Raw genomic sequence first — 12,469 nt, forward strand, 5'->3', positions numbered from 1 at the left:
GCGCCCGTCGGGCGAGGCGCCGTCGCCGGGCTGGCGCCGCCGCACATCCTCGTCGTGGACGACGAGCGGCTGGTGCGGGATGTGGCGCGCGTCGCCCTGCGCCGGGCCGGACGGGAGGTCACGGAGGTCTCGACCGGCGAAGACGCCCTCGCCGTGTTCGCCGAGCGACCGGCCGCGTTCGATCTGGTGGTCCTCGACCTGACGCTGCCCGGCATTCAGGGGCGGGCCGTCCTGGAGGCCATGCGGCAGCAGCGGCCGGACCTGCCGATCGTGCTCACGAGCGGGTACACCGCCGAGGAAGCCGCCGACCTGACCGCGTCGGCGCAGACCGTCTTCCTGCAGAAGCCCTGGCGCCCCGAAGAGCTCCTCCGCTGTGTGCGCGGGCTGCTCGGCGACGAGGCCGCGGTGCCCGCCAGACAGGACTGACCTGCGTGCTAGGATCATCGAGTGGGCCGCGGGTGGCCCTCTCCCTCATGAGCACAGTTGCCCCCCTGCACGTCATTCGCCCGCGCCAGCCCAAGCCCGAGTGGCTGAAGGTGAAGGCGCCGGGGTCCGAGAACTACCTCCGCCTCACCAAACTGATGCGGGGCCTCGGCCTGAACACCGTCTGCGAGGAAGCCCGCTGCCCGAACATCGGCGAGTGCTGGCATCACGGCACGGCGACGTTCATGATCCTGGGCGACGTGTGCACGCGCGCCTGCGGCTACTGCGCCGTCGCGCATGGCAAGCCGGCGACGCTGGACCTCGATGAACCCCGCCGCGTCGCCGATGCGGTCAAGGTCCTCGGCCTCAACTACGTGGTGATCACGTCCGTGGACCGGGACGACCAGCCCGATGGCGGCTCCGGCATCTTTGCCGAGACGATTCGCCGGACCCGCGAGTTCTCGCCCGCCTGCCGCATCGAAGTGCTGATTCCCGATTTCCAGGGCAAGGCCGACCAGCTCCACACGGTGCTCGATGCCCGCCCGGACGTGCTGAACCACAACACGGAGACGGTGCCGCGCCTCTACCGCAAGGCGCGCAGTGGCGGCAAGTACCGCCGCACGCTCGAACTGCTCCAGCGCGCCAAGGCGTACGCGCCGTCGATCCCCACGAAGACGGGCCTGATGGTCGGCCTCGGCGAGGAGAAGGCCGAGCTGGTCGAGGTGTTCCGCGACCTGCGCACCGTCGGCGTGGACATCCTCACGCTGGGCCAGTATCTGCGCCCGACCGAGTCGCATCTCGAGATGGTGCGCTACTACACCCCCGACGAATTCCGCGAGCTCAAGACCATCGCCCTCGGGCTCGGCTTCGGGCACGTGGAGGCGGGCCCCCTCGTGCGCAGTTCGTACCACGCGCACGAGCAGGCCGACAGCCTCGCCGCCCAGGCCGCCGGCGGCTGCCGCTAGCGCCACTCGCGCATGGGCCGGGCGTATCCAGCGCAGACTCCCCTGCCCCGGCGTCTGGCCGCAACGCACGCACGCATCATCGCGTGTGAGGCCTGCCCGCGCCTGCGGACCTACTGCACCGCCATCGCGCAGACCCGACGCGCCGCGTTCCGCGACGAGACCTACTGGGCACGGCCCGTCCCCGGGTATGGCGACGCCCGCGCCCGGCTGCTGGTGCTCGGCCTCGCCCCCGCCGCCCATGGCGCCAACCGCACGGGGCGGGTCTTCACCGGCGATGGCGTCAATGCCTCGGGCGACTTCCTGATGCGCGCGATGATGGCCGGCGGATTCACCAACCGCGCCACCTCGCAGCGACCCGACGATGGCCTGGCGCTCACAGATGCGTACATCGCCGCCGCCGTGCGATGTGCGCCACCGGACAACACCCCCACGCGTGACGAGGTCGACACCTGCCTCGCCCATCTCGAGGCAGAGCTCGCTGCGCTGCCGGACGTCCGCCTGGTCGTGGTGCTGGGCCGCATCGCCTACGACGCGTGGCGCCGGCTGATGGCGCGGCAGGGCGTCACGCTGCCCGCGGCGCCCTTCGCCCATGGACACCTCGTCGACGGCAGCACCCCGCGCGTGCTCCAGTCGTACCATCCGTCGCGCCAGAACACGCACACCGGACGCCTGACCGACGCGATGCTGGCCGACGTGTTCCTCGAGGCACGCCGGCAGATCGAGGCGGCCTCGTGACGTTCGGGTCCGGACACGACTACACGACGCTGGCCGCTGCGGCCGTGCTCATCGGCCTGTCGAAGGGCGGCCTCGGCGGGCCGCTCCCCACGATGCTGGCGACGTTGATGCTGACGCAGCGCGGCAGCGTCGCCACGGCGGTCGCCCTCGCCACGCCGATGCTCATGGTCGGCGACGCGTTCGCGATGTACACGTACTGGCGCCTCTGGGATCGCACGCACACGCGGGCGCTGATCCCGGCCGGCGTGGTGGGCGTGCTGATCGGCCTGTCGCTGCTACGCGGGCTGCCCGACCGGTCGCTTCGTGTCGGACTCGGCCTCGCCGGACTCGTGGTGGTGGGCTACAAGATCCTGAGCCACTGGCGTGGCCGCGAACACTACCGGCGCAGGCCGTGGCACGCCCCGCTCGCGGGGCTGCTGTCAGGGGTCAGCTCGGGGATGCTCAACGCCGGGGGCCCGCCGATCACGTCCTACCTGCTGCTGCAGCCGATCTCGCCGGTGATGTTCATGGGCATCACGACGCTGTTCTTCGCCGTGATCAACACGCTCAAGATTCCCGGATCGCTCATGGCGGGGGTCGTGACCATCCCGGCGCTGCTGTGGTCGCTGGCGTTCTGCCCCCTGGTGGCCCTGGGCGTGTACGCGGGCCGCTTCTTCATCGCCCGCGTCCAGCCGGAGGTGTTCGACCAGATCATGACGGCGATCCTGGTGTTCGCGTGCCTCTGGCTGATCGCGACCGCGTATCTGTAGCCGTCGACGTGGGTAGGGCCCGTTCTCCGAACGGGCCGTCATCAACGGGGGTAGGGCCCGTTCTCCGAACGGGCCGTCATCGACAGTGATGCCGATGCTGACGGCCGGCTCGGAGAGCCGGCCCTACCCAGCCCTGACTCGCTACTTCTTCTTGACCCCGAGCTCTTCGAGGTTCTTGAGCATCACCTGTCCGGCGGTGGCCGTCGTCGGGTTCTTCTCGATGTGGCGGATGCGACCGTCGGGACCGATGAAGAAGGTCCAGCGTGCGGCGAACTGCTGTTCGGGCGGGCGGTCCAGGCGGATCACGCCGTAGGCCTTCGCGGTGGCCTTGGACGGGTCGGCGAGGATCGGGAAGTCCGCCTCGTGCATCTGCGCGAACTTGGTGTTGTCGTCGAGCGAATCGACGCTCGCCATGAAGTAGGCGATGTCGTAGGTCTTCAGAATCGGGCCGCTCTCACGGAGCGACTTGCATTCGGCCGTTCAACCACCGGTGAAGGCCTTGGGGAACCAGGCGAGCACCACGGTCTTGCCCTTGTACTCCGCCAGCGTGTGCGTCTTGCCGTCGGATCCGGGCAGCGAGAAGGCCGGCGCCACGTCGCCCACCTTCAGGTCTGCCGAGTACTGCGCGGGCGCGGCGGGCGCCTGGGCAGGTGCAGGGGCCGGACCCTGGGCCGCCACCGTCGCCACGCCGAGGCTGGCGATGGCGCAGAACGTCAGGAGTCTGGTCATGCGCCCGATGGTAGCACCGCGGTGCCCGGAGCCGGGTGCCATCAGTCGGCCTTCGCCTTCGCCGTCTTCCCCAGCTGCTCGACGATACGTGTGGCTTCCTCGACGGCGCGAGCGAGCACCGAGCGGATCTTGCCGTCCTCGAGCATCAGGACGCCGCCGATGGTGCAGCCCGCCGGCGTCGTCACGTCGTCGCGCAGCGAGGCGGGATGCCGGCCGGTCTCGAGGACCATGCGGGCGGAGCCGAGCATGGTCTGCGCCACGAGCTGCAGCGCGAGGTCGCGCGGCAGGCCCACGCGCACGCCGGCATCGGCCATCGCTTCCATCATCAGGTACATGTAGGCGGGGCCACTGCCGCTCAGCGCGGTGACGGCATTGCAGTACGCCTCGTCGACGATGCGGCACTGGCCCACCGACGCGAAGATGCGCTGCGCGAGGTCCAGATGCGCGGTCGCGGCGTGCGTGCCGCCGGCCACGACGGTCATGCCGGCGCCGACCACGCAGGGGGTGTTCGGCATCGCGCGCACCCAGGGATTGGACAGATCGAGCAGCTGCTCGAGTCGCGAGGTGGTGACGCCGGCGAGAATCGAGACGAGCAACGTGTCCCGACGCACGCCGTTGCGCGCCAGGGCGTCGACAACGTCGGCGGCCTGTTTCGGCTTGACGCAGATCAGGACGACATCGGTGTCGAGCAGGCGGCGCTCGAGCCCCCCCTCCTGGGCGAGACCGAGCCCCAGGTCGGTGGCCGCGCCGGGGAAGCACGGGATGCCGAGCTCCGACGTCACCTCGTCACAGCTGGCCTGAGAGTGCGCAGAGGCCCAGGCCTGCGATGGCTGGAGCAACTGCGCGTCGAACAAGCCGCGGAGGAGCGTGCGGCCCATGACACCGGCGCCGATGACGCCGAGCTGACGGTCGGGAGGAAGCAGCGAACTCATGCGCCCCAGTGTAGCCGCCGGACCGGTAGCCGCCGGACTTGTCCGGCGGTCAGTGATGCCTGCGCGCGGGACACAGTCCCGCGCCTGCGTGTGGCGTCAGAGGTCCTCGAGGCGCGTGGTGGCGTCGCCGAAGCCGTCCAGACGCACGCCCATGCGGTCCATCAACGACAGGTGCAGGCTGCACACCTTGCGGTGGGCATCCCCCTTGTCCATGTAGTCGAGGATGCGACCGGTCTGCAGCGAGCCGCGGCCCTTGCCGGTGAGCAGCACCGGCAACTGCTCGGCGCTGTGCAGGTCGCCGTCGAACAGGCTCGACGCGCACATCAGGATCGAGTTGTCGAGCAGCGTCGTCTCGCCCTCGGAGATGGCCTTCATGCGTGCGGTCAGGTAGGCGAACTGCGCGATGTGGAACTGGTTGGTCTTCAGGTACATCGCCTCCTTGGTCGGCACGCGCCCGTTGTGCGTGAGATCGAGGTGGAGCGCGCCCGAGACGCCCTCGACGAACTTGAAGTTCATCTGCGACAGGTCGTTGTTCAGCATGACCGTGGCGATGCGCGTCTTGTCCATCTGGAAGGCGAGCACGACGAGGTCGAGCATCAGCTTCATGTGCGCCGGCACGTCCTGTGGCAGTTCGTGCTTCGGCCGGGGCATGTCGGGCTGACTCAGCGTGGGACGCCACCCCTCGAGACGCTCCTCCTTCGAGGCGCGCGCGATGCGGGTCTCGATGTCGCGGATGCCCTCGAAGTACTCGCCGAGCTTGTGGTGATCGTCGCGACTCACGCGGCCCTTCAGGCTCGCCGCCTCGTCCTGCACGGCATCGAGGATGCTGCGATCGAGGGCCCGTCCCGTGCCATCACCGACCAGGCGGTCGAAGGTCCGGGCGGGATAGATCTCCTTGGTCGCAGGCCGTGTCGGCGAGACCCACGACAGGCTGGATCCATAGACCATCGACAGCCCGTCTTCGAGACGCAGCTCGTTGGGCTCGATGCCCAGCACCAGGCTGGGCACGGCGGTGCGATCGCCGATGGCGCCAGCGATCACCTGATCCATCGTCGTGCCGACGCGAATGACGTCGGGATCCAGGCTGACCGGCGCGCCCGAGAGCAGGTTCATGCGCCCGAGGTGGGGGCTCGTGGACGCCAGTGCGTTCTGGCTGTAGAGGCCGCGGAGAAAGACCATGTCCTCGCGATGCGGCAGCATCGGCGTCAGGCCAGGACCGAGCTCCATCGCGGCCCCCCTGCCCTTCGCCCACCAGTGCGCCGGCTCGACACCGTTCGAGAAGTACACGATGCCCAGACGCAACGGCGGCCCTGTCGCGGCCGTGCCCGCTGCCGCGGCGCCGCCGAGGGCCTGACCCGCCGTCGCCCCGGCGAAGGCGGGCATCGACTCCAGCCAGGGCAGCGCAAGCGCGACACCGACGCCACGCAGGAAGTGGCGGCGCGACGACGCAGACGACGATGAGGAAGAGCTCATGGGGTGACTGCCCTTGCGGTGGTGCCGGAGACGACCGGCACGGGGGCGGCCTCCGGCGCGCGAGTGGGCGCGCCGGCTGACCGACTGGCGCGGAACCGGAACTGGCGACTGGTGGCGACGGCGGTGGCGAGATCGGTGAACGAGGCGTCGCCTCCGGCGACCACCATGTCGGCGATCAGTCGTCGATCGGACGCCTGCGGATTACGGCCGAGCGCATAGCCGATCATCTTGCGCGACAGCGTCGTCATCACGGCGGTTTCGTTCTGCTCGAGGAACGTCAGCAGGCCGTCGGCGCCGACGATGGTGCGCCGGTCGCGGAACTCTCCCGTGAGGTCCACCGGGTTGCCGTCGGCGTAGGCGGTGCGGCGGCGTCCGACGGCATCGAACCCTTCGAGCGGGAAGCCGAGCGGGTCGATCCGCAGATGGCACGACGCACACTGCGGCCGGGACTTGTGCTGGGCGAGGCGCTGCCGCAGCGTCTGGCCCTCGAAGCTCTTGTCGTCGGCCGGCAGCGTGCCGGCATCGGCTGGCGGTGGTGGCGTCGGCGTGCCCAGGATGCGGCGCAGGATCCAGTCGCCGCGCTTGACCGGGCTCGTGCGCAGCGGCGCCGAGGTCGTGGTCAGCACGGCGCCCAGCCTCAACGCGCCGCCGCGGTCGAAGGCGCGCGCGCCGTCGACCCGCTGCACCGGTCCCGCGGACGTGAGCGGCACGTCGATCCCGTAGAACGACGCCAGCGGCCGGTTCACGAACACGTAGTCGGCGTGCAGGATCTCGCGCACCGGCCGGCGCTCGCGGACGATGTACTCGAAGGTCGAGACGGCCTCGTCCAGCATCGCCCGCTTGACGTCGTCGGTGAACTCGGGGAACCGCGCCGTGTCGACGCCGCGATACTGATCGAAGTGGTAGAAGCCGAGCCACTGCCCGAAGAACTCGGTCGACAGCCGGCGCGCCTTCGCATCGCCCGTCATGCGACGCACCTGACGCGCGATGGCCGCGCGCGTCCGCAGTTGGCCGGCTGCCGCCGCGCGGCGCAACTCGGCGTCGGGAATCGACGACCACAGGAAGAAGCTGAGACGACTGGCGATCTCCCAGTCGTCGAGCCGGGTCTCGGTCAGTCCGGGCGAGGCCTCGAGGCGATAGAGGAACGACGGCGACATGAGGATGCGGGCCAGCAGGGCCCGCAGGGCGCCGTCGTGGTCGAGTTGCCGCGTCGTGCGCGACGCGCGGTAGAACGCGCGCAGCGATCGGGCCTCGGCCGGCGTGACCGGACGACGCCAGGCGCGACCGGCGAAGGCGATCGCGTCGGCGAGATGCCCGGGCTCGGCCTGCCGCATCGCCTGCACGACCGCGTCGTGGTGCACCCGCAGTTGCCGGACATGCGGCTGCGCGGCCGCGGGCAGCGCCGCCACGCGTGCCGGCGTCATGTCGGCGATCGTCCGACGGTCCGTCTTCACGCCGAAGTGGTCCAGCAGCATGCCGAGATATGCATCGTGGTAGGGCCACGATCCGAACAGGTCGTTCCAGGCGTGCTCGAGGCGGGCGCGGTCGTCGCCGTCGACGATGTTGCGGGTGAAGAAGTCGTCGGTCCGCTGGTACTTGACCGTCGTGACGAAGGCGTCGTGCTCGGGACTGTTGTACGTGTTGTCGAACGGCACCGGCACGGGATCCTTGTCGGCCGGATTGGCCGCCCCGTGCGAGTTGGGGGGCAGCAGGGCGACGTACTCGGCGATCCCGGTCCGGAACGTCCGATAGCCGTCGCTCGCCGGGTCGGCGAGGAAGACGCGTTGCCCGGGCGCGCGCGCCGGTCCGGCGGCGGTATCGCCCACCATCACGCGGACCACGGACTGGCGATCGCGTCCGAGTTCCGCCTCCATGTGGAGCTCGGCGACGAACTCGCCGACCGGCGTGTCGATCGTGAACGACGTGCCCTCGCGCGTCGCGAAGTCATCGGGCCCGAGGGGCGTCCCATCGGGGCTCGAGCCGAACCCCAGGCGGGCCACGACGTCGGCGGGCAGCACGGAGCGAAGTGGCCGGGTCTCGACGATCGGCCCCGGCACACGGGCGCGCGCGACGGCGGCCGGCTCTGGCGTGGCTGGCGGCGGGGGCGGTGGTGTGCGCAGGACGACCCGGGCGTTGCGCCAGATCACCACCGGCGCGTCGTCTCCGGCCCGATGCAGGGCGTCGACTGCCAGGTGGACCGTCCACGGTCCCGGGATGCGGGAGGCAGGCCGCAGCGGACGACGATTGAGCGAGTGGGCGTAGCGCGCGGTCAGGGTCGCGCCGAGCGTCGTGTCGTCGAAGACCAGCGGGTTCTCGTCGCCCTGTCCCCCCGCGGCCAGGTCTCCGCGGGCAAAGAACCAGCTGGGCCACGTGACGAGCGTCTTGACCAGGGCGTCCGATGCGCGACGGGCCGCCGCGACGGCCGCCGTGCGATCCGCCCCCGGTGGCGACATCGCCTGCCACCCCTCAATCGTCGTTCGTGTGGGGTACCCTGCGCCCTGCCGGTTGACGACCTCCCAGATGTGCTCGGCGAACCGCGAGGTGATGCCCTCGCGCGCGGCCAGCGTGCGCAACGTCACCGAGGGCTCGCCAAGCGCGGCGCGATGCCGGAAGTGCCAGGCCGCATACAGGGCCTTGCCGTAACGATCGAAGCCGAACGGTCGTCCGCCTTCGCCGGACACCACGCGGAACCCGCGTGTCGTGTAGAGCGCTTCGATGCGGTGGAGTGCCGAAAGCTCGAGGCCCGTCTTGCCGGGATCGGGATAGAAGTCGAGCGGACCAGCGCCAATCACCGCATGGTCGGCGACCTGCCGTGCGGCTTCCAGGTAGCGCTCGACGCTGGCGTCCTGCACGAACTGCACGTCGCCGAAGTTGGCAAAGCCTTCACCGCCCACCGCGTCGCTCGACGCATCGACGCCGACCGCGATGTCGATGCCCGTGAGGTCGCGAATCGCATAGCCGTACTCCGCGCTCGTGAGACGACGCACCGTCACGCGTCCCGGCTCGCCCGCATGGCGGGCGTCGTAGCGATCGAAGGCCTCCCGGATCCAGCGCACCGCCTCTGCTCGTTGCGTCTCGCTCGGGAACACGTCGGCATCGTCGGGGGGCATCTGCCGTGTCTCGAGCCGATCGGCGATGGCCATCCAGTGCTGCCACTCGGCCGCCACGCCCTCGGGGGTCATGTGGTCGAGCAGGCGCGCGACGCTGACGCCGCCCTTCGGCTTGCCCTTGCCGTGGCAGTCGACGCAGAACTCGCCGAGCACCGCGGTGGCTGCCGTGGCATCGGGAGTCGGGAGGCGGGAACCGGGAGTCGATCGACGGGGGGACGGCCGGGCCAGGTGCGCCCCGGCCATGGCCGGGGGGCGGGGGCCGGTTGCAGAGGCAGACGCAGACGGGCGACTCCGCGATTGCGCGGAGATCGCCGTCAGAAGCGTGACCAGCAACAGGGCGCTCAGGCCCAGGGACTTCGCCGCCATGCGCACCAGGAGTGTGCGGCGGATCCTATCAGGATTCCGGGGCAGGATGCCCGGGCGCCTCGACCCTAGCGGCCGTAGGTGCGGGTCAGACTCGCCTTGGCGATGGTGTTCTGCGTGAGGTAGTACCCGACCATCGCGCCCGGGACGTTGGCGTCGAGTGGAAGGCTGTCCACCTTCAGCGCATGCACGGTGAAGATGTAGCGGTGCGGCTGATCACCCGGCGGCGGGCAGGCGCCGCCGAAGCCTGGCGCGCCGAAGTCGGTCCGGCTCTGCACGGCGCCTTTCGGCGCCTTGCTGCCGCCCGGTGTGCCGGCTCCCGCCTCGAGGACCGTGGTGGCCGACGGAATGTTGAAGACCACCCAATGCCACCACCCGCTGCCGGTCGGCGCATCGGGGTCGTACACCGTGACCGCGAAGCTCTTCGTGCCCGCGGGCGCCCCCGCCCACTCCAGGCGGGGCGACACGTTCGGCCCCGTGCAGCCGAAGCCATTGAACACCTGCGCGGCGGGCAACGGTTGGCCCGCCGGCAGATCAGGGCTCGTGAGCGTGAACGGGCTGCCCTGCACGGCAAGCAGGGCGGCGAGGACGATGGCGATCACGGGCGATGTCCTTCCCTACTTCTTGGGCTTGTAGAAGTTCGTCGCGGTGCCGAAGTAGACCTCGGCCGACTCCATCACCGTCTCGCCGAGCGTCGGGTGCGCGTGGATGGTCATCTTCAGATCGGCGGCCGTGGCAGCCATCTCGACGGCCAGCACACCTTCGGCAATCAGCTCGCCGGCATGCACGCCGACGATGCCGACGCCGAGCACGCGCCCGGTCCCCGGTTCGAGGATGAGCTTGGTGAGGCCGTCGTTGCGATCCACCGTCGTGGCACGGCCCGAGGCGCCCCAGGGGAACTTGGCCACCTCGACGGCGATGCCCTGCTCCTTGGCTTCGGCCTCGGTGATGCCGCACCAGGCGAGTTCCGGATCGGTGAAGACCACGGCCGGAATCGCCGCGGGCTCGAAGGCGACCTTGTGCCCGGCGATGTGCTCGACGGCGATCTTGGCGTCGTAGGTCGCCTTGTGCGCCAGCATCGGATCACCGGCGACGTCGCCGATGGCGTAGATGTGCGGCACCGTCGTGCGGCGCTGCGGGTCGACGGTGATGAAGCCGCGCGGCGTGACCTCGACGCCGGTGGAGTCGATCCCCGGGATGTTGCCGTTCGGCCGCCGGCCGATCGAGACGAGGACCTTTTCGAAGACCTGCGTCTTCGGCTCGACCTCGCCCTCGAAGGTGACGTGCACCCCGTCGGCCTTCTCCTCCATCGACACGACCTTGGTACTGGTCAGCACCTGCTTGCAGATCGAGCGGACCCGCTTGGCGAGGACGTTGACGAGGTCGCGATCGGCGCCGGGCAGGATGCGGTCGAACATCTCGACGACACTGACCTCGGTCCCGAGCGCAGCGTAGACCGTGCCGAGTTCGAGGCCGATGTAGCCGCCGCCGATGACCAGCATCGTCTTGGGCACCGAGGCCATCTCGAGGGCGCTGGTCGAGTCGAGCAACCGATCCTTGCTCACCGGGACGTTGGGCAGCGTCGACGGACGCGACCCGGTCGCGATGATCAGCTTCTCGAAGCGCACGTCCTGCTCGCCGCCCTGCGTGAGCTGGACCTTGAGCGTATGGGCGTCGACGAAGCTGGCGCGGCCCTGGATGTACGTGATCTTGCGCTGGCGCGTCAGCTGCCCGAGGCCCCCGGTCAGGCGATCGACGACGCCCTGCTTGAAGGCGCGCAGGCGATCGATGTCGATGTGGGGCTCACCGAAGTCGATGCCCCACGCCGAGGCATGGCGGGTTTCGCTGAGCAGCTTGGCGACGTGCAGCAGCGCCTTGGACGGAATGCACCCGCGATAGGTACACACGCCACCGGGATTGACCTCCTCGTCGATGAGGACGACCTGCATGCCGAGGTCGGCGGCGAGGAACGCGGCGGCGTGGCCGCCCGGCCCCGCCCCCAGCACGACGAGTGGTGTGTTGTCTGCCATAAGAAAGTTGGGTAGGGCCGGCTCTCCGAGCCGGCCGACACGTCTCAGGGCTCAGGTCTTGATGGTGCACCTGAGCCTTGAGACCTGAGACGTGAGCCGTCAGAGTGTCATCAAGAACGGCTGTTCGAGTGCCTCGGCGACGAATCGCAGGAAGCGCATGGCATCGGCGCCGTCGATGATCCGGTGGTCGTACGAGAGCGACAGCGGCAACAGGAGCCGCGGTTCGAAGCTCGTCCCGTTCCACACCGGTTCCATCGCCGACCGGGACATGCCCATGATGGCGACCTCCGGGTGGTTGACGATCGGCGTGAAGGCCGTGCCGCCGATGCCCCCGAGGTTCGTGATGGTGAAGCAGCCGCCCGACATCTCCTCGAGCGAGAGCTTGCCGGCGCGGGCCTTCTCCGCGAGCTGGGCGATCTCGGCCGAGATCTGCGTGATCGACTTGGTGTCGACGTCGCGCAGGACCGGCACGAGCAGGCCGCGCTCGGTGTCGACCGCAATGCCCACGTTCACGTACGACTTGTGGACGATCTCCTCGGCCGCCATGTCCACCGACGTGTTGAACTGGGGGAACTTGCGCAGGCCGAGCGCGATCACCTTCGTGATGATCGAGGTCACGGTCAGCTTGCCCCCCGCCGCCTCGACCCGCGTGCCGAACTGCTTGCGCAGTTGCTCGAGCGCGGTGATGTCCACCTTCTCGAACTGGGTCACGTGCGGGATGGTCTGCCAACTGGTGACCATGTGCTCGGCCGTCTTGCGCCGGATGCCACGCATCGGCTTGCGCTCGACCGTACCGAACGGCGAGAAGTCGGGCAGCGTGGGGAAGGCGAAGCCGCCGCCCACTGCGGCGTGCCCCGCCGGCCCGGCCACCTTGCCGGTGATCACGTTCTTGGCGTGCGCCCGCACGTCGGCTTCGGTGATCCGGCCGCTCTTGCCGGTACCGGGCACATCGGCGATGTC

General features: G+C 69.9%; 11 protein-coding genes. 4 read left to right on the top strand and 7 right to left on the bottom strand.

The genetic code is table 11. The features are described from left to right. From Q0C41_RS25100 to Q0C41_RS25115, 4 genes are all read left to right on the top strand, one after another. On the top strand, positions 1–426 hold a 426-nt coding region (locus Q0C41_RS25100; RefSeq protein WP_291988587.1), incomplete at its 5' end, for a response regulator. A gap of 47 nt (positions 427–473) precedes the next feature. After that, on the top strand, positions 474–1,388 hold the full coding sequence (gene lipA / locus Q0C41_RS25105) for a lipoyl synthase (RefSeq protein ID WP_291988590.1): 915 nt from the start codon (positions 474–476) through the stop codon (positions 1,386–1,388). A gap of 12 nt (positions 1,389–1,400) precedes the next feature. Further along, positions 1,401–2,123 carry a uracil-DNA glycosylase gene (locus Q0C41_RS25110; protein ID WP_291988592.1) on the top strand — a complete coding sequence of 241 codons (723 nt, stop codon included), beginning with the start codon at positions 1,401–1,403 and terminating at the stop codon, positions 2,121–2,123. Continuing rightward, complete coding sequence (locus Q0C41_RS25115) at positions 2,120–2,872, top strand: sulfite exporter TauE/SafE family protein (protein ID WP_291988594.1); 753 nt, start codon at positions 2,120–2,122, stop codon at positions 2,870–2,872. Before Q0C41_RS25110 ends, Q0C41_RS25115 begins: the two co-directional genes overlap by 4 nt. 141 nt (positions 2,873–3,013) lie before the next feature. On the opposite strand, the gene Q0C41_RS25120 is transcribed toward Q0C41_RS25115, so the two are convergent. From Q0C41_RS25120 to Q0C41_RS25150, 7 genes are all read right to left on the bottom strand, one after another. Next, a complete protein-coding gene (locus Q0C41_RS25120; RefSeq protein WP_367079306.1) occupies positions 3,014–3,643 on the bottom strand; it encodes a peroxiredoxin in 630 nt (209 codons plus the stop codon). Then, the gene (gene proC, locus Q0C41_RS25125) at positions 3,643–4,533 is read right to left on the bottom strand and encodes a pyrroline-5-carboxylate reductase (protein WP_291988598.1); all 891 of its coding nucleotides are present in this window, start codon (positions 4,531–4,533) and stop codon (positions 3,643–3,645) included. The genes Q0C41_RS25120 and proC overlap by 1 nt, the downstream gene beginning before the upstream one ends. Positions 4,534–4,629: 96 nt before the next feature. Beyond that, the gene (locus Q0C41_RS25130) at positions 4,630–6,006 is read right to left on the bottom strand and encodes a DUF1552 domain-containing protein (protein WP_291988600.1); all 1,377 of its coding nucleotides are present in this window, start codon (positions 6,004–6,006) and stop codon (positions 4,630–4,632) included. Further along, positions 6,003–9,359: a DUF1592 domain-containing protein gene (locus Q0C41_RS25135; protein ID WP_291988602.1), complete on the bottom strand. Its 3,357-nt coding sequence runs from the start codon at positions 9,357–9,359 to the stop codon at positions 6,003–6,005. The genes Q0C41_RS25130 and Q0C41_RS25135 overlap by 4 nt, the downstream gene beginning before the upstream one ends. Positions 9,360–9,547: 188 nt before the next feature. Continuing rightward, a complete protein-coding gene (locus Q0C41_RS25140; protein ID WP_291988604.1) occupies positions 9,548–10,081 on the bottom strand; it encodes a YbhB/YbcL family Raf kinase inhibitor-like protein in 534 nt (177 codons plus the stop codon). A gap of 15 nt (positions 10,082–10,096) precedes the next feature. Beyond that, positions 10,097–11,509 (bottom strand): dihydrolipoyl dehydrogenase, encoded by a 1,413-nt coding sequence (lpdA, locus tag Q0C41_RS25145; protein ID WP_291988606.1) that lies wholly within the window; start codon positions 11,507–11,509, stop codon positions 10,097–10,099. A 99-nt stretch (positions 11,510–11,608) separates the two neighbouring features. Next, a partial coding sequence (locus Q0C41_RS25150; RefSeq protein WP_291988608.1) for a 2-oxo acid dehydrogenase subunit E2 occupies positions 11,609–12,469 on the bottom strand: 861 nt, incomplete at its 5' end.

The organism is Luteitalea sp. (assembly GCF_022842525.1).
In the GTDB taxonomy this organism is placed as follows: Bacteria; Acidobacteriota; Vicinamibacteria; order Vicinamibacterales; family Vicinamibacteraceae; genus Luteitalea.